Source organism: Actinosynnema sp. NPDC059797 (assembly GCF_042732085.1).
Taxonomy (GTDB): domain Bacteria; phylum Actinomycetota; class Actinomycetes; order Mycobacteriales; family Pseudonocardiaceae; genus Actinosynnema.
In genome coordinates this window covers 1-17,362 of the sequence record NZ_JBHWIE010000148.1, presented here as the reverse complement: position 1 = coordinate 17,362, position 17,362 = coordinate 1, and the positions used below count along the sequence as shown (strand labels likewise).

18 protein-coding genes are annotated in these 17,362 nt (G+C 73.4%); 16 read left to right on the top strand and 2 right to left on the bottom strand.

The features are described from left to right. Positions 1-134: 134 nt before the first annotated feature. Both ACFV4N_RS26720 and ACFV4N_RS26715 read right to left on the bottom strand, forming a co-directional pair. Positions 135-563 (bottom strand): ferritin-like domain-containing protein, encoded by a 429-nt coding sequence (locus ACFV4N_RS26720; protein ID WP_499675349.1) that lies wholly within the window; start codon positions 561-563, stop codon positions 135-137. Further along, on the bottom strand, positions 560-1,003 hold the full coding sequence (locus ACFV4N_RS26715; RefSeq protein ID WP_499675348.1) for a hypothetical protein: 444 nt from the start codon (positions 1,001-1,003) through the stop codon (positions 560-562). The genes ACFV4N_RS26720 and ACFV4N_RS26715 overlap by 4 nt, the downstream gene beginning before the upstream one ends. Positions 1,004-1,179: 176 nt before the next feature. On the opposite strand from ACFV4N_RS26715, the gene rimP reads away from it, so the two are divergent. The 16 genes from rimP to ACFV4N_RS26635 all read left to right on the top strand — a co-directional run bounded on the left by rimP (position 1,180) and on the right by ACFV4N_RS26635 (position 17,251). Beyond that, positions 1,180-1,704: a ribosome maturation factor RimP gene (gene rimP, locus ACFV4N_RS26710; protein ID WP_499675347.1), complete on the top strand. Its 525-nt coding sequence runs from the start codon at positions 1,180-1,182 to the stop codon at positions 1,702-1,704. Further along, positions 1,701-2,723 (top strand): transcription termination factor NusA, encoded by a 1,023-nt coding sequence (gene nusA / locus ACFV4N_RS26705; RefSeq protein ID WP_499675346.1) that lies wholly within the window; start codon positions 1,701-1,703, stop codon positions 2,721-2,723. The genes rimP and nusA overlap by 4 nt, the downstream gene beginning before the upstream one ends. Positions 2,724-2,745: 22 nt before the next feature. Continuing rightward, positions 2,746-3,090 carry a YlxR family protein gene (locus tag ACFV4N_RS26700; RefSeq protein ID WP_499675345.1) on the top strand — a complete coding sequence of 115 codons (345 nt, stop codon included), beginning with the start codon at positions 2,746-2,748 and terminating at the stop codon, positions 3,088-3,090. A gap of 87 nt (positions 3,091-3,177) precedes the next feature. Continuing rightward, entirely contained in the window at positions 3,178-6,261 is a 3,084-nt protein-coding gene (gene infB / locus ACFV4N_RS26695; protein ID WP_499675344.1) for a translation initiation factor IF-2, read from the top strand. 79 nt (positions 6,262-6,340) lie between these two features. Further along, a complete protein-coding gene (locus ACFV4N_RS26690; protein WP_033432691.1) occupies positions 6,341-6,637 on the top strand; it encodes a DUF503 domain-containing protein in 297 nt (98 codons plus the stop codon). A gap of 18 nt (positions 6,638-6,655) precedes the next feature. After that, positions 6,656-7,114 carry a 30S ribosome-binding factor RbfA gene (rbfA, locus tag ACFV4N_RS26685; RefSeq protein ID WP_499675343.1) on the top strand — a complete coding sequence of 153 codons (459 nt, stop codon included), beginning with the start codon at positions 6,656-6,658 and terminating at the stop codon, positions 7,112-7,114. Positions 7,115-7,124: 10 nt separating this feature from the next. Beyond that, positions 7,125-8,159, top strand: a complete 1,035-nt coding sequence (locus ACFV4N_RS26680; RefSeq protein ID WP_499675342.1) for a DHH family phosphoesterase — start codon at positions 7,125-7,127, stop codon at positions 8,157-8,159. A gap of 121 nt (positions 8,160-8,280) precedes the next feature. Then, the gene (locus tag ACFV4N_RS26675) at positions 8,281-9,585 is read left to right on the top strand and encodes an MATE family efflux transporter (RefSeq protein ID WP_499675341.1); all 1,305 of its coding nucleotides are present in this window, start codon (positions 8,281-8,283) and stop codon (positions 9,583-9,585) included. Between the two features lie 97 nt (positions 9,586-9,682). Further along, the gene (locus ACFV4N_RS26670; RefSeq protein WP_499675340.1) at positions 9,683-11,005 is read left to right on the top strand and encodes an MFS transporter; all 1,323 of its coding nucleotides are present in this window, start codon (positions 9,683-9,685) and stop codon (positions 11,003-11,005) included. Positions 11,006-11,016: 11 nt separating this feature from the next. Further along, positions 11,017-11,919, top strand: coding sequence for a tRNA pseudouridine(55) synthase TruB (truB, locus tag ACFV4N_RS26665; protein WP_499675339.1), 903 nt, complete (start codon positions 11,017-11,019; stop codon positions 11,917-11,919). Positions 11,920-12,000: 81 nt separating this feature from the next. Next, complete coding sequence (locus ACFV4N_RS26660) at positions 12,001-12,360, top strand: hypothetical protein (RefSeq protein ID WP_499675338.1); 360 nt, start codon at positions 12,001-12,003, stop codon at positions 12,358-12,360. A 38-nt stretch (positions 12,361-12,398) separates the two neighbouring features. Then, on the top strand, positions 12,399-13,340 hold the full coding sequence (locus tag ACFV4N_RS26655; RefSeq protein WP_499675337.1) for a bifunctional riboflavin kinase/FAD synthetase: 942 nt from the start codon (positions 12,399-12,401) through the stop codon (positions 13,338-13,340). 91 nt (positions 13,341-13,431) lie between these two features. Next, positions 13,432-13,923, top strand: a complete 492-nt coding sequence (locus ACFV4N_RS26650) for a helix-turn-helix domain-containing protein (RefSeq protein WP_499675336.1) — start codon at positions 13,432-13,434, stop codon at positions 13,921-13,923. Beyond that, positions 13,920-14,384 carry a 2'-5' RNA ligase family protein gene (locus tag ACFV4N_RS26645; RefSeq protein ID WP_499675335.1) on the top strand — a complete coding sequence of 155 codons (465 nt, stop codon included), beginning with the start codon at positions 13,920-13,922 and terminating at the stop codon, positions 14,382-14,384. Before ACFV4N_RS26650 ends, ACFV4N_RS26645 begins: the two co-directional genes overlap by 4 nt. A 125-nt stretch (positions 14,385-14,509) precedes the next feature. Next, positions 14,510-14,779 (top strand): 30S ribosomal protein S15, encoded by a 270-nt coding sequence (gene rpsO / locus ACFV4N_RS26640; RefSeq protein ID WP_033432682.1) that lies wholly within the window; start codon positions 14,510-14,512, stop codon positions 14,777-14,779. A 222-nt stretch (positions 14,780-15,001) separates the two neighbouring features. Next, complete coding sequence (locus ACFV4N_RS26635; protein ID WP_499675334.1) at positions 15,002-17,251, top strand: polyribonucleotide nucleotidyltransferase; 2,250 nt, start codon at positions 15,002-15,004, stop codon at positions 17,249-17,251. The last annotated feature ends 111 nt before the right edge of the window (positions 17,252-17,362 follow it).

Genomic DNA, 17,362 nt, shown 5'->3' with positions numbered 1-17,362 from the left:
GTCCTGAACGTACGACTCGCGATGCCCGACTGGAGGACACGCCGGGTGGGTGGGCTCCCACCCGGCGTGTCCTCCAGTCGGGTGTTGCGTGTCCTCCGGTCCGGCACGGGGAGTTGACCGGTCGTGGGGCCGGGTCAGCCGACGGCGGTGCCGGGGAAGGTGATGGACAGGGGGGTCAGGCCGGCGGCTTTGCGCCAGCGGGTCGCGCGGACCGCCGCGGTGGTCAGGGCGTCCAGGGCCGAGGTGCGCAGGGCCGCGTCCTCGGTCCGCTCCAGCACGCCCCGCCACGCCACGCACGAGTCCGTCTCGACCGCGATCAGCGCCGCGATCGCCGACGCCGCGCTGTCCACCGGCTGCGGCGGCAGGTAGGCCGGTGCGGGCGGGTTCGGCGTGGCGCCCTGGTCGCGCAGCCAGCGCTCGGTGGTGTCCCGGCGGGCCCGGTGGGCGTTCGCGCCCTCCGCCACCGCCGCCCCCTGCTGCGAGATGAACGCGCTGACCAGCCCGTACGTCCACACCGCCGCGTGCTCGGCCCCCAGGGCCGCCTGCACCGCGTCCACGCTCACGACAACGCCTCCACCAGGCTCGCGCACCCGGCCGCCACCGCGGCCACCAACCCCACCCGGTACGACGGCACCGTCGCCACCAGGCCCGCCGCCTGCTCCTGCGCCGCACGCAGCGCCGTGACCAGGCCCTCCCTCGTCCCGCCGGCGGGCGGCGCGACGGACGGCGTCGTCGACGGCGGCGCGGACGTGCCCGGCACGCGCGGCGTGGCGCGGTCGACCTCCGCCCGCAGCCGGGCCGCGTGCTCGGTCCTCGCCGCGGCGGTCTCCGGCGCGCCCACGGCCGTGGCCAGGGCGGCGTCCGACAGGGCCGACCTGACCAACTCCTCCAGGACGTCCGGCGGCGGCGGGGGCGGCGGCGGTGTGGTGCACGCGACTGCCAGCGGTGCCGTGGCCGCCGCCAGCAGCACGCCTCGCCTGCTGAACGCGGTTCTACCGATCACGTGTCCCGATCCTGCCAGAGACCCCGCGACCGCCCGTGGGACGTGCGACCCCGCCCGGACCAGATACGCTGGGCGACCACGGCCGGCGAGTGCAGCGTCGACCGGGGTTGCCGTGCCCTCTGCACACCGCAGCACACGCACGCAAGCACGCACCGAACGAACAGGGAGTCACCAACGTGTCCAGCCCGCCGCGCGGAGAACTCGCCGCGCAGCTCACACCCGTCGTGCGGGAGGCGGTCGAGGCCATCGGCTACGACCTGGAACTGCTCGACGTGAACCAGGCTGGGCGTCGCAGGCTGGTCAAGGTGGTCGTGGACGGCGACGAGGGGATCGGCCTGGACGAGGTCGCGCGCGCCAGCCGCGCCGTGTCCGCCGCCCTCGACGCGAACGAGCACCTGATCGCCGGCCCGTACACGCTTGAGGTCACCTCGCCCGGCGCGGACCGCCCCCTCACCAGGCCCCGCCACTGGAAGCGCAACCGGCTGCGCCTGGTCAAGGTCAAGCAGCCCGAGCGGGTCGAGTGGTTCGGCCGGGTGGGCGACGCCGACGACACGGGGGTCGTGCTGCTGGTCAAGGGCGAGCTGCGCCGGGTCGAGTACGCCTCGATCGAGCGCGCCGTCGTGGAAGTCGAGTTCAAGCAGCCGCCGGTCGAGGAGCTCGCGCTCCTCGAAGGCCATTCCCCGGAGGAGGAGTCGGAGTGAACGTCGACATCGCCGCTCTCAGGGCGATCGAACGGGACAAGGACATCCCCTTCGACACGGTTCTCGAAGCCATCGAGACCGCCCTGCTCACCGCCTACAAGCACACCGACGGCCACCACCCGCACTCGCGCGTGGAGATCGACCGCAAGACCGGCGTGGTCCGCGTCCTCGCGCAGGAGCTGAACCCCGACGGCACGGTCGCCGAGGAGTGGGACGACACCCCGGAGGGCTTCGGCCGCATCGCCGCGACCACCGCCCGCCAGGTCATCCTCCAGCGCCTGCGCGACGCCGAGCACGAGCGCACCTTCGGCGAGTTCTCCGCCAAGGAGGGCGAGATCATCGGCGGCGTGGTGCAGCGCGACGCCCGCGCCAACGCCCGCGGCATGGTCGTGGTCCAGCTCGGCGACACCGAGGGCGTGCTGCCGCCGGCCGAGCAGGTGCCGGGCGAGTCGTACGAGCACGGCTCGCGCCTCAAGTGCTACGTCGTGGGCGTCTCGCGCGGCGCGCGCGGCCCCCAGATCACCCTCTCCCGCACCCACCCGAACCTCGTGCGCAGGCTCTTCGCGCTGGAGGTCCCGGAGATCGCGGACGGCACCGTGGAGATCCCCGCGGTGGCACGTGAGGCAGGTCACCGTTCGAAGATCGCGGTCCGCTCGACGGTCCCCGGCGTCAACGCCAAGGGCGCCTGCATCGGCCCGATGGGCGCCCGCGTGCGCAACGTCATGAGCGAGCTGGCGGGCGAGAAGATCGATATCATCGACCACTCGGACGACCCGGCCACGTTCGTCGGGAATGCCCTCTCGCCTGCGAAGGTTGTGTCCGTACGGGTGCTCGACGAGCGCGCCAAGACGGCGCGCGTGGTCGTGCCGGACTTCCAGCTCTCCCTCGCCATCGGCAAGGAGGGCCAGAACGCCCGGCTGGCCGCGCGACTCACCGGTTGGCGCATTGACATCCGGTCGGACGCGGACGCCGGCGGGTCCGCTCCGGCGGGCGCGGCGACATCCGGTTCGGCTGAATAGGCAACAGGGGATAGACTTCTCAGTGGTTCAACGTCGGGGATCGGATCTCACGCACAACGGCCCGGTTCGTACGTGCATAGGATGCCGCGCTCGGACGTTGCCCTCCGAGCTGTTGCGCACGGTGGTAGTGGACGGGGCCGTGGTCCCGGACACCCGCCGAAGGCTGCCCGGTCGGGGCGCGTGGCTGCACCCCGACCCGGACTGCCTCCGCAACGCCGAGAAGCGGCGGGCGTTCCCGCGGGCCTTCAGGGTCCAGGGGCCGCTCGACGTGGAGGGCGTGCGCGGGCACTTGGCGCAACAGGGGAAGGAGGTCGCGGGATCGCCCCGCGACCGACAGGAAGCAAGGAAGCAGGTCGACCCGTCATGAGTCAGCCGTGAAGCTGAAGACATGAACGCGCGACGATAAGACGAGGTCGACGGGACTGCCGCCGGCCTCCATCGCCAGAGGAGTGCAGTGGCAGGCAAGGCCCGCGTGCACGAGCTCGCCAAGGAGCTCGGAGTCACGAGCAAGGAACTACTCACCAAGCTCGCCGACCAGGGCGAGTACGTGAAGTCGGCGTCCAGCACCGTCGAGGCCCCCGTGGCCCGGCGGCTGCGTGACGCGTACGCCAAGAACGACGGCAAGTCGAAGCCGTCCGGCGCCCGTCCGGCGCCCCCCAAGCCCCAGGCCCCCGCGGCGGAGAACCGCTCGGCCGACAACCGCGTCGCGGAGCCCCGCACCGAGGCCCCGCGCCCCGGCGCGCCCGGCCCCCGTCCCGGTCCGCGGCCCGTGCCCGGTCCGAAGCCGCAGGCCCCGAAGCCCCCGGCCCCGGCCCCGGCCCCCAAGCCGGCCGCCGCGGCGCCGACCCCGGCCCCGGCTCCGGCCCCGCAGCCGCAGGCGGCCGCCCCGGCCCCGGCCCCGGCCCCGGCCCAGTCGCCCGCTCCGCAGCAGGCGCCCAAGCCCGGTGGTCCGCGCCCCGGCCCGCGCCCGCAGCAGCAGCCGCAGCAGCCCGCGGCCCAGCAGGGCCCGTCCGTGGTCCCGCCGCGGCCGCAGTCCCCCAAGCCGCAGGGCCCCCGGCCGCCGCGGCCGGGCAACAACCCGTTCGGCGTCGGCGGTGGCGCACCCGCGCCGCGCCCGCAGGCGCCGCGCCCGCAGTCGCCCGGTGGCGGCGGCGAGCGCCCGTCCGGCCCCAAGCCGGGCGACCCGCGCCCGTCCGGTCCCCGTCCGGGTGACTCGCGCCCGGCCGGCCCGCGTCCGGGTGGTTCCGCTGGCTCCGGCGGCCCGCGCCCGAACCCCGGCAACATGCCGCCGCGGCCCAACCCGGGCATGATGCCCGGTCGCCCGGCCGGTCCCCGCCCCGGTGGCGGTGGCGGTCGTCCCGGCGGCGGTCCCGGTGGCGGTGGCCGCGGTCCCGGTGGCGGCGGTGGTCGTCCCGGTGGCGGCGGTGGCGGCGGCGGCTTCCGCGGTGGTCCCGGCGGTGGCGGCGGTGGCGGTGGCTTCCGCGGCGGCCCCGGTGGCGGCGGCGGTGGCGGTGGCGGCGGCTTCCGCCCCGGTGGTGGTGGTGGCGCCCCGGCCGGTGGTGGCGGCGGCTTCCGCGGTCGTCCCGGTGGCGGTGGCCCCGGTGGTCGTGGTGGCGCCGCGGGCGCCTTCGGCCGCCCGGGTGGTCCCGCGCGCCGCGGTCGCAAGTCGAAGCGCCAGAAGCGCCAGGAGTACATGGACAACATGCAGGCGCCGTCGGTTGGTGGCGTGCGCCTGCCCAAGGGCAGCGGCGAGACCATCCGCCTGCCCCGCGGCGCCTCGTTGACCGACTTCGCCGACAAGATCAACGCCAACCCGGCTTCGCTGGTGCAGGTGCTGTTCCACCTCGGCGAGATGGTCACCGCGACGCAGTCGGTGTCCGACGAGATCCTGGAGCTGCTCGGCTCCGAGATGAACTACGTCGTGCAGGTCGTGTCCCCCGAGGAGGAGGACCGCGAGCTGCTCGGCACGTTCGACATCACCTACGGCGAGGACGCCGGCGACGAGGAGGACCTCCAGGTCCGCCCGCCGGTCGTCACCGTCATGGGTCACGTCGACCACGGCAAGACGCGACTGCTCGACACGATCCGCACGGCGAAGGTCGCCGAGGGCGAGGCGGGTGGCATCACCCAGCACATCGGCGCCTACCAGGTCAACACGGAGCTGGAAGGCAACGAGCGCCTCATCACCTTCATCGACACCCCGGGTCACGAGGCGTTCACCGCCATGCGTGCCCGCGGTGCGAACTCGACCGACATCGCGGTCATCGTGGTGGCGGCCGACGACGGCGTGATGCCGCAGACGGTGGAGGCGATCAACCACGCCCAGGCGGCCGGCGCGCCGATCGTGGTCGCGGTCAACAAGATCGACAAGGAGGGGGCCAACCCCGCCAAGATCCGCCAGCAGCTCACCGAGTACGGGCTGGTCGCCGAGGAGTACGGCGGCGACACCATGTTCGTGGACATCTCGGCGAAGCAGGGCATCAACATCGACGGCCTGCTGGAGGCGATCCTGCTGACCGCCGACGCCTCGCTGGACCTCCGGGCCAACCCGGACATGGAGGCCCAGGGCGTCGCGATCGAGGCGCACCTCGACCGCGGTCGCGGTCCGGTGGCCACGGTGCTGGTGCAGCGCGGCACGCTGCGGGTCGGCGACTCGATCGTCGCCGGCGACGCGTACGGCCGCGTCCGCCGCATGGTGGACGAGCACGGCGTGGACGTCACCGAGGCGTACCCGTCCCGCCCGGTCCAGGTGATCGGCCTGACCTCGGTGCCCGGCGCCGGCGACAGCTTCCTGGTCGTCGACGAGGACCGCGTCGCCCGGCAGATCGCCGAGCGCCGCCAGGCCCGCACCCGCAACGCGCTCAACGCGGCCCGCCGCAAGCGCGTCAGCCTGGAGGACCTGGACGCCGCGCTGAAGGAGACCAGCCAGCTCACGCTGATCATCAAGGGTGACAACTCGGGCACCGTCGAGGCCCTGGAAGACGCCCTGATGAAGATCGAGGTCGGCGACGACGTCGAGCTGCGGGTCATCCACCGGGGCGTCGGTGGCATCACCGAGGGCGACATCAACCTCGCCGTCGCCGGTTCCGCGATCGTCCTGGGCTTCAACGTCCGGGCCGAGGGCAAGGCGACCGAGCTGGCGAACCGCGAAGGCGTGGACGTCCGCTACTACACGGTGATCTACCAGGCGATCGACGAGATCGAGCAGGCCCTCAAGGGCATGCTCAAGCCGGAGTACGAAGAGGTCCAGCTGGGCCGCGCGGAGATCCGCGAGGTCTTCAAGTCCTCCAAGGTCGGCACGATCGCCGGTTGTCTCGTGCTCTCGGGCGAGATCCGCCGCAACGCGCGGGCCCGCCTGCTGCGCGACAACAACGTCGTGCAGGAGAACCTGCCGATCAGCTCGCTCAAGCGGTTCAAGGACGACGCGACCGAGGTCCGCGAGGGCTACGAGTGCGGTCTGACGCTCGGCAACTACGCCGACCTGAAGGTCGGTGACGTCATCGAGACGTTCGAGATGCGCGAGAAGCCGCGCGTCTGATCGTCTCCAGGAAGTGGTGCGGGGCCGTCCTCTCGTGGGCGGCCCCGCGCCCCTCGGCACCCCACGGTGGTCATCAGCCTTGTTCGTCGGCGCCCTTGAACTGGACGTGCTGCTCGGTGACGTCCACTCGTTGAAGCAGAAGCGGTCCGTGGTGAAGCCGGTCGTGGCGGAGCTGCGGCGCAAGTTCGAGGTCTCCGTGGCCGAGGCGGGCCACCTGGACCTCCACCGCCGCGCGTTGATCGGAGTGGCGGCCGTCGCGGCGGACGCCGAGCATGTCAGGGACGTCCTGGTCGCCTGCGAGCGACTCGTGGCCGGACGGCCCGAACTGGAGCTGCTCTCCGCCCGCCACAGGCTGGTCGGGCCGGAGGACGAGTAGGAAGAGGAGGGGAGCGCCGTGGCCGACCAGGCACGGGCTCGCAAGCTGGCCAAGCGGATCTCGCAGATCGTGGCCTCCGCCTTGGAGCACGAGGTGAAGGACCCCAGGCTGGCCCGGGTGACCATCACCGACACCAGGGTGACCGGTGACCTGCACGACGCGACGGTCTACTACACCGTCCTCGGGGAGAAGCTGGACGTCGAGCCCGACTTCGCGGGCGCGGCGGCGGCGCTGGAGAAGGCCAAGGGCGTGCTGCGCACCATGGTGGGCCAGCAGACGGGGGTCCGGTTCACGCCGACCCTGTCGTTCGTGACCGACACCGTGCCGGACGAGGCCCGGCGGATGGACGAGCTGCTGGCCAAGGCGCGGGAGGCGGACGCGGAGGTGGCGCGCATCGCGTCGAAGGCCGAACCCGCGGGCGAGCCCGACCCGTACAAGCCGCCGCGCGACGCCGACGACACCGAGGACGCGGACTAGCGTTCCGGCTGTGTCCAACGACCTGAGCGCCACCGCCACCGCCACCGACCTGTCCGCCGACCTGTCGGCGGCCGCCCGCGTCCTGTCCGCCGCCACCGACGTGACGCTGCTGGCGCACGTGAACCCCGACGCGGACGCGTTGGGCAGCGCCCTGGCCCTCGGGCTGGTCCTGCATCGGCGCGGGGTGGCGGTCCGGGTGTCGTTCGGCGCGCCGGACGAGGTGCCGGAGACGCTGCGGGCGCTGGACGTGGCCGGGTTGCTGGTGCCGGCCTCCGAGGTGCCCGCCGCGCCGCCGGTGCTGGTGGCGCTGGACGCGGGCAGCGTCGGGCGGCTCGGGCCGCTGGGCGACCGGGTCTCCACCGCCGGTGTGGTCGTGGTGCTGGACCACCACGTGTCGAACCCGCGGTTCGGGCACGTGAACGTGGTGGACGAGCGGGCCGAGGCGACGGCGCTCGTCGTGCTGCGGCTGCTGGACGAGCTGGGCGTGGAGCTGGACGAGCCGGTGGCCAGGTGCATCTACGCGGGCCTGGTCACCGATACCCGTTCGTTCCGGAACGCGTCGTCGGCCACGCACGAGGTGGCCGCCCGCCTGCTGGCGGCCGGCGTGGACGCCGAGGCCGTCGCCCGCCCCCTGATGGACTCTCACCCGTTCGGGTATCTCGCGATGCTGGCCAAGGTGCTGGACCGGGCGTGCCTGGACCGCGCCGCCGCCGGCGGCCTGGGCCTGGTGCACGCGGTGGTCACCCTGGAGGACGCCGCCGGCCTGCGCCCGGAGGAGGTCGAGAGCGTGGTCGACCTGGTGCGCACCACCGCCGAAGCCGAGGTGGCCGCCGTGCTGAAGGAGCTGCGCCCCGCCACCTGGTCCGTCTCCCTGCGCGCGGTCTCCCGCGTCGACGTCAGCGAGGTGGCCCGCCTCCTGGGCGGCGGCGGCCACCGCCTGGCCGCCGGCTTCACCGCCACCGGCTCCGCCGACGAGGTCCTCACCACCCTCCGCACGGCCCTGGACTCGATCACGGGTTCCGAACGCGCAACTCGCGGTGCCTGACCGGACGACACGCGGTGTCGGACCGGAGGACACGCCGGGAACCTGGCGTGTCCTCCGGTCCGGTGTCGCGTGTCCTCCGGTCGGACACCGTGAACCGACCGGTCGATGAGCGTGGAGGTGGGTGGTGGAGGAGCGGGTGCCGGCCCGGCGGGTCGTCGGGTTGGCCGCGCCGGCGTTGGTGGTGCTGGCGGCCGAGCCGTTGTACGTGCTGGTCGACACGGCGGTGGTCGGCCACTACGGGGCGGTGGCGCTGGCCGGGCTGGCGTTGGGCGGCGTGCTGTTCACGCAGGTCGCCACCCAGCTGACCTTCCTGTCCTACGGCACCACGGCGCGGGCCGCCCGGCTGTTCGGGGCGGGCCGGCGGGCGGAGGCCGTCGAGGAGGGGGTGCAGGCGACCTGGCTCGCGCTGGCGGTCGGGGCGTTGGTGATCGTGCTGGGGCAGCTGTTCGCGGGGCCGGCGGCGCGGTTGCTGGCGGGTCCCGGCGAGGTGGCCGACAACGCGGTGGCCTGGCTGCGCATCGCCCTGTTCGGCGCGCCGTTCGTGCTGGTCACGATGGCCGGCAACGGGTGGATGCGCGGCGTGCAGGACACCGTCCGGCCGCTGCGCTACGTGCTGGTCGGCAACGGCATCTCGGCCGCGCTGTGCCCGGTCCTGGTGCACGTCGTGGGCTGGGGGCTGGAGGGTTCGGCGGTCGCCAACGTGGTCGCGCAGGTGCTGTCCGCCGGGCTGTTCGGCCGGGCGCTGCGGGCCGAGGGCGTCGCGCTCAGGCCCGACCCGGGGCGGATGCGGGCGCAGCTCGGCATGGGGCGCGACCTGGTGCTGCGCAGCCTGGCGTTCCAGGCCTGCTTCCTGTCGGCCGCCTCGGTGGCGGCCCGGACGTCGGTCGGGGCGGTCGGCGCGCACCAGGTGGTGCTCCAGCTGTGGACGTTCCTGGCGCTCGTGCTGGACTCGCTGGCCATCGCCGCCCAGTCGATCGTCGGCGCGGCGCTGGGCGCGGGCAGGCGTGAGCAGGCCCGCAGGTTCGCCTGGCAGGTCACCGGCTACGCCCTGGTCTTCGGGGTCTTCCTCGGCGCCGTCTTCGCGGCGCTGTCCGGGCCGCTGCCGCTGGTGTTCACCGGCGACCGGGCCGTGCTGGACGAGATCCCGCACGCCTGGTGGTTCTTCGTCGCGCTCCAGCCGGTGGCCGGGGTGGTGTTCGCCCTGGACGGCGTCCTGCTCGGCGCGGGTGACGCGAAGTTCCTGCGCACCGCGACCCTGGCGGCGGCCGGGATCGGCTTCCTGCCGCTGATCTGGGCGTCGCACGCGTTCGGCTGGGGCCTGGTCGGCATCTGGAGCGGGCTGACGGCGTTCATGCTCCTGCGCCTGGTGCTGCTCCTGGCGCGCACGCGGTCGGGCGAGTGGGCCCGGGTGGGCGCGACCTGGTGAAAGAGGTGTGGCGAGGGGCACGGTGCGGAATCGTTAACACAAGGCAACTGTTTCTCGATACTGGAAGTGCCGCCGCACCGAGTCGAGGAGCTCCGCCTTGCCGGTCGATCGTGCCACCAAGCGAGCGTGGCTGATCTGGTCCACCGCCGTCGTCGTCTACATCGCCGCCCTGTTCCACCGGACCTCGCTGGGCGTGGCCAGCCTGGAGGCCGGTGACCGCTTCTCCGTCGGCCCGGCCGCGCTCGGCACGTTCACCGTGCTCCAGATCGGCCTGTACGCCCTGATGCAGATCCCCACCGGCCTGCTGGTGGACCGCTTCGGCCCGCGCCGCGTGCTCACCGCCGCCGGGCTGCTCATGGGCGCGGGCCAGGCCCTCTTCGCGCTCGCCGACTCCTACCCGCTGGGCCTGGCCGCCCGCGCCGTGCTGGGCGTCGGCGACGCCATGACGTGGATCAGCGTGCTGCGCCTGGCCGCCGCGCACTTCCCGCCGCGCCGCTACGCCGTGGTGATGACCCTGTCGGCCGCGCTCGGCGGCGCGGGCAACCTCGTGGCCACGGTGCCGCTGACGCTGCTGCTCCAGAACGCCGGTTGGACGATCACCTTCCTGGTCGCGGGCGTCGCGACCGCCGCGTACGCGGGCGTGGTCGCGTGGCGGGTGCGGGACGTGCCCGAGGGCGTGCCGCAGCCGGTGGTCGAACCGGTGCCGCTGCGCGCGGTGGGCGCGCGGGTCGCGTCGGCCTGGCGCGAGCCCAGCACCCGCCTGGGCTTCTGGGTGCACTTCACCTCGATGTTCACGCCCGCGCTGCTCAGCCTGCTGTGGGGCTTCCCGTACCTGGTGGAGGCGCAGGGCATGTCGCGGCCGGCGGCGTCGGCGGTGCTCAGCACGCTGGTGCTGGTGGCCGTGGTCACCGGGCCGCTGATGGGCGCGGTGATCAGCAGGCACCCGGTGTGGCGGATGCCGATCGTCGGCGGCTACCTGGCCGTGGCCGTGGTCTGCTGGGCGGTGCTGCTGGGCTGGCCGGGTGGTGTGCTGCCGGAGCCGGCGCTGTACGCGCTGTTCGCGGTGCTGGCGCTGGGCAACCCGGTGTCCGGCGTGGCGTTCGCCCTGGTGCGCGACTACAACCCGCTGCACCGGGTGAGCACGGCGACGGGCGTGGCCAACGTCGGCGGGTTCGCCGCGATCACGTTCACCGCGCTGGTGGTGGGCGTCCTGCTGGACGTCGTGGAGCCGGTCCTGGCCGCACCGCAGGCGTACCGGGTCGCGTTCCTGTCGGTGGCGGCGGTGCTGCTGCTGGGGGTGTGGCGCACGGTGGTGTGGTGGCGCCGGGCGCGCGGCGCGGTGCTGGCGGCGCTGGCGCGCGGCGAGGCCGTGCCGGTGGAAGTGCGTCGCCGTCGCTGGGACGTGCTGGCCGACGCTTAAGATGCTCGGTCGTGTCCGCAGCCTCAACTCGCACCCCAGTCCAGCCCGGCCTCGTCGTCGTCGACAAGCCCTCCGGCATGACCTCGCACGACGTGGTGGCCAGGGTCCGCCGCATCCTCGGCACCCGGAAGGTCGGGCACGCGGGCACGCTCGACCCCATGGCCACCGGCGTGCTGGTGCTGGGCATCGAGCGGGCCACGAAGCTGCTGGGCCACCTGGCGCTGGACAGCAAGGCGTACCTGTCGACCATCCGCCTGGGCGCGAGCACGACCACCGACGACGCCGAGGGCGAGGTGGTCGCCACCGCCGACGCCTCGGAGGTGCCCGAGGACGCGATCCGCGCGGGGATCGCCCGGTTGACCGGACCGATCCAGCAGGTGCCCAGCTCGGTGAGCGCGGTCAAGGTCGACGGCAAGCGGGCGTACGCGCGGGTGCGCGGCGGCGAGGTCGTCGAGCTGCCGGCGCGGCCGGTGACCGTGCACCGGTTCGACGTGCTGTCGCTCCGGCGCGAGGAGGGCGCGACCGAGCTGGACGTGATGATCGAGTGCTCGTCCGGCACCTACGTGCGGGCGCTGGCCCGCGACCTGGGCGCCGACCTGGGCGTCGGCGGCCACCTGGCGAACCTGCGGCGCACCCGCGTCGGCCCGTTCGACCTGCGCGTGGCCCGGACGCTGGCGCGGCTGGAGGAGGAGCCCGGCCTGTCCCTGGACCTGGACGCCGCCGTGGCGACCGCGTTCCCCCGCCGTGAGATCGAGCCCCGCGAGGTGGTCGCCCTCTCGCACGGCCGCCGCCTGCCCGCGGGCGGCCTGACCGGCACGTACGGGATCTTCGGGCCGGACGGGCACGTGGTGGCGCTGGCCAGGGACGAGGGCCCGATCGCCAAGCCGCTGGTGGTGCTCACCCCCGCAGGCTGACCCGGGAGGACGGCCGGGGCGCCGACGCCCGTTGGCCTCTTGGTGGTGTGCGTCGGCGTCGGCTGGGCCTACGGTGGACGTATGGCGAGATGGGTCTGGCCGGCCGCGGCCGGCGTGGTGGCGTCGGCCACCGGCGTGGCGATCAACGTCGCCACGGACTGGGGCGCGAACCCGTGGGCGTGGGTGGCGGTCCTGCTGCTCACCGCGCTGGGCGTGGTCGTGGCGATGCGGGTGCAGGGCCACCGGTCGCCCGAGCAACCCGCGCGGCAGCACCCCACCGTGCACAACAGCGTCAACGGCACCGTGCACGGCGGCGTGGTGCAGGCGGGCACCCTCGGCCCGGTCACCGTCAACTCGCCCACCACGGTCGACCAGACCGCGGTCGCCCGCGACGGCGGCACGGTCTACCAGGCCGGGAGGGACGTCAACCCCGGCAGGTGACGGCGGGCGGTCGAACGCGTCCAACTAGGCTTGCGCGCGTGCAACGCTGGCGAGGGCTGGACCACCGACCGGGCGGCTGGGGCCGCTGCGTCGCGACCATCGGCGTGTTCGACGGGGTGCACCGGGGGCACCAGGCGCTGATCGGCCGCGCCGTCGGGCTGGCCGCCGAGAAGCGGGTGCCCAGCGTGCTGATCACCTTCGACCCGCACCCGGCCGAGGTCGTCCGACCCGGCAGCCACCCCGCGCAGCTCACCAGCCTGCACCGCCGCGCCGAGCTGGTCGAGGGCCTGGGCGTGGACGTCTTCTGCGTCATCCCGTTCACCCCGGAGCTGTCCCGGACGCCCGCCGACGAGTTCGCCCACGAGGTGCTGGTCGACCGGCTCCACGCGGCCGCCGTGGTGGTGGGGGAGAACTTCACCTTCGGCCACCGGGCCGCGGGCAACGTGGGGCTGCTGCGGGAGCTGGGCACGCGGTTCGGTTTCGTGACGGAGGGGGCGGACCTGGTGACGGATGACGGCGTCACGTACTCGTCGACCTACATCCGGGCGTGCATCGACGCGGGCGACGTGGCCGCGGCCGCCCACGCGCTCGGCCGCCCGCACCGGCTGGAGGGCATCGTGGTGCGCGGCGACGGCCGGGGCAGGGACCTGGGCTTCCCCACCGCGAACCTGTCCACCGCCCGCTTCGCCGCCGTGCCCGCGGACGGCGTGTACGCCTGCTGGTTCGTCGACGGCGACGGCCGGCGGCTCAAGGCGGCGGTGAGCGTGGGCACGAACCCGACGTTCTCCGGCAGCGAGCGGCGGGTCGAGGCGTTCGTGCTCGACGTGGACGAGGACTTCTACGGCAGGCGCGTGGCCCTGGACTTCGCGCACCGCCTGCGCGGCATGGAGAAGTTCGACACCGTCGAGGCGCTGCTGGAGCAGATGCACCGCGACGTGGCCGCCACGCGCGAACTGCTGTCGGCCGAGGACGGCGCGTGACGGGGTGGGCCACGTGAGTGGAACCGCTCTTGCCCGGCCCGCCGAACTGGCAAGATGCTCGGCAGTTCGAGCGGGCTAGGAGAGGGCGCCGGTGGAGGACCACAAGATCGTCCAGCGCAACCTCGCGCTCCAGCGCGAGTGGTACGGGGAACCCCTGGGTGACCGGGTGCGCAGGCTGGTGGTCGCGTTCAACGTCTCGCAGGCCCAGCTCGCCGACGTCCTCGGGATCAGCGCCCCCATGCTGAGCCAGGTGATGAGCGGGCGGCGCGCCAAGATCGGCAACCCGTCCGTGCTCGCCCGGATGATCATGCTGGAGCGCAAGGTCCTCACCCCCGACGTGGCGACCGGCACGCCCGAGGCGCTCCAGCGGGCGCTCGACGAGGTCCGCGACTCCAAGCCGACCGTGAGCCGCGACTCGCTGCCGGTGAACGTCGCCGACGCCGAGGCCGTCGTGTTCCCGTACCTGCGCACCGTCGCCGACCGCGGCGAGCTGTCCCAGGCGGCCGACGTGCTGGGCGAGGAGTTCCCGGCGCTGGCCGAGCTGCTGCGCCGGGTGGCCAAGGAACCGGCCCGCGACCGTTGAGCCTGTTCACCGCCCTGTTCCCGCCCGAGGACGTGGTCGCCGAGCTCCACGCGGCCCTGCGCCCGGTCCGGCGGGCCCACCCCCGGCTGCGCTGGGTGGACCCGCGCCGCTGGCACGTCACGGTCGCCTTCTTCGGCGACGCCGAGCCCGCCGACCAGCTCGCGGGCCTGGCCGGCGTGGCCGCGCCGGTGCTGAGGCTGCGCGGGAGCGGGCACTTCCGCCAGGTGCTGTGGATCGGGGTGGAGGGCCCGCTGGACGAGCTGGGCCGGGCCGCGGCGGGGGTGTCGGCGGACTGGCGTCCACATCTGACGGTGGCCCGCGGCGCGCCGCTGCCGCACGTGGACTTCACCGGTCGGGAGTGGACCGCGACCGAGGTGGCGCTGGTGCTCAGCCGCCGCGAGGGGGGCTACGCGGTCCTCGACCGGGTGCCCTTGACCACGCCGATCACGCCGAACGAGTAGCAGCTCGCCACTACTGGTAACCTCGACAGTTGGGTCCGGCTGCGGTCCGTGGCGGCCGGTACCGACTACCCCGTGCGAACGGGGCTCCACGGCACGGAGAACAACAGCTTAGGAGTACCGAGAACGTGGCTCTGACCACCGAGCAGAAGAAGACCATCCTCGCCGAGTACGGCGTCCACGACACGGACACCGGCTCCGCCGAGGCCCAGGTCGCGCTGCTGAGCAAGCGCATCGCCGACCTGACGGAGCACCTGAAGAAGCACAAGCACGACCACCACTCGCGTCGTGGTCTGCTGCTGCTGGTCGGCCGTCGCCGCCGGCTGCTCAACTACCTCCAGAAGGTGGACATCCAGCGCTACCGCGACCTGATCGGTCGGCTCGGTCTGCGCAGGTGAGACGCGCCGAGGGGGAGTGATCACGACGATCACTCCCCCTTCGGCTTACTGAAAACAACACCAGGGACGCACGCGCGGCGCACGGGACGACTGTTCGCCGGTCCTCGGTAGTGGCCCTCTGGCGGCAAGACCAGGGGACTTCGATCGAAGACCGGCCTCGTCAGGACCGCGACCCGCGCCCGAGCGCGCTGCGGCCCGCATGCATGACGAGGAGTTCCACACATGACGGACACCGAGGTCCACGAGACTTCAGCCGTGATCGACAACGGTCGGTTCGGCACGCGCACCATCCGCTTCGAGACGGGTCGCCTGGCCCGCCAGGCCGCCGGCAGCGTCGTCGCCTACCTGGACGACGAGACCATGCTGCTGTCGGCCACGACGGCCTCGAAGCAGCCCAAGGAGCACTTCGACTTCTTCCCCCTCACGGTGGACGTCGAGGAGCGCATGTACGCGGCGGGCCGCATCCCCGGCTCGTTCTTCCGCCGCGAGGGTCGCCCGTCGACCGACGCGATCCTGACCTGCCGCCTGATCGACCGGCCGCTGCGCCCGTCCTTCGTGGACGGTCTGCGCAACGAGATCCAGGTCGTCATCACGGTGATGAGCCTGAACCCGGCCGACCTGTACGACGTGGTGGCGATCAACGCCGCGTCCGCGTCCACGCAGCTCGCGGGCCTGCCGTTCTCCGGTCCCATCGGCGGCGTCCGGGTGGCGCTGATCGAGGGCCAGTGGGTGGCGTTCCCGACCCACGAGCAGCTGGAGAAGGCCGTGTTCGACATGGTCGTCGCCGGCCGCGTGGTCGGTGACGACGTCGCGATCATGATGGTCGAGGCCGAGGCCACCGAGAACGTGATCGACCTGGTCGGCGAGGGTGCGCCCGCGCCGACCGAGGAGGTCGTGGCCGCCGGTCTGGAGGCGTCCAAGCCCTTCATCAAGGCGCTGTGCGACGCGCAGGCCCAGCTCGCGCAGGTCGCCGCGAAGGCCACCGGCGAGTTCCCGACCTACCCGGCCTACCAGCCCGACGCCTTCGAGGCCGTCGAGCAGGCCGCGGCGGGCGAGCTGGCCCAGGCGCTGACCATCGCGGGCAAGCAGGAGCGCGAGGGCCGCATCGACGAGGTCAAGGCGTCGGTGCTGGAGAAGCTGGCCGAGCGGTTCGAGGGTCGCGAGAAGGAGGTCGGCGCGGCGTTCCGCTCGCTGACCAAGAAGCTGGTCCGCCAGCGCATCCTGCGCGACAAGGTGCGCATCGACGGCCGCGGCCTGACCGAGATCCGCTCGCTGTCCGCCGAGGTCGAGCTGATCCCGCGGGCGCACGGCTCGGCGCTGTTCGAGCGCGGCGAGACCCAGATCCTGGGTGTCACCACGCTGAACATGCTGCGCATGGAGCAGCAGATCGACTCGCTGTCCCCGGAGACGCACAAGCGCTACCTGCACCACTACAACTTCCCGCCGTTCTCCACCGGCGAGACCGGCCGCGTGGGCTCGCCCAAGCGCCGCGAGATCGGCCACGGCGCGCTGGCCGAGCGGGCCCTGATGCCCGTGCTGCCCAAGCGCGACGAGTTCCCGTACGCGATCCGCCAGGTCTCCGAGGCCCTGGGCTCGAACGGCTCGACCTCGATGGGCTCGGTCTGCGCGTCCACGATGTCGCTGCTCAACGCGGGTGTGCCGCTGAAGGCGCCGGTGTCGGGCATCGCCATGGGCCTCGTCTCCGACGAGGTCGACGGCAAGACCGAGTACGTGGCGCTGACCGACATCCTGGGCGCCGAGGACGCGTTCGGCGACATGGACTTCAAGGTCGCCGGCACCAAGGAGTTCGTGACCGCGCTCCAGCTCGACACCAAGCTCGACGGCATCCCGTCCGACGTGCTGGCCGGCGCCCTGAACCAGGCCCGCGACGCGCGCCTGACCATCCTGGAGGTCATGGCCGAGGCCATCGACCGCCCGGACGAGATGAGCCCGTTCGCGCCGCGCGTGACCTCGGTGAAGATCCCGACCGACAAGATCGGCGAGGTCATCGGGCCCAAGGGCAAGATGATCAACTCGATCACCGAGCAGACCGGCGCCGACATCTCCATCGAGGACGACGGCACGATCTACGTGGGCGCGGCCGACGGCCCGTCCGCCGAGGCCGCGATCGGCATGATCAACGCCATCGCGAACCCGCAGCTGCCGAAGGTGGGCGAGCGCTTCCTGGGCACCGTGGTCAAGACCGCGGCGTTCGGCGCGTTCGTGTCCCTGCTGCCGGGCAAGGACGGCCTGATCCACATCTCCAAGCTGGGCAACGGCAAGCGCATCGGCAAGGTCGAGGACGTCGTCAAGGTCGGCGACAAGCTCCGCGTGGAGATCGCGGACATCGACCAGCGCGGCAAGATCAGCCTGGTGCTGGTCAACGAGGACGCGGACGCCCCCAAGGCGGACGAGGCCGCGGCCGACAACCCGGCCCAGGACGCCGCTCCGGCGGAGGCTTCGGCCGAGTGACCACGAGCGTCAACGGGACGGCCGCGCGGGGGGCCGGCACCCCCGGCCGGCCGCCGGGGGGGCGGCCCCGGCCCCCCCCCACACCCGGCACCCACGGGTGCGAGGAGCGCG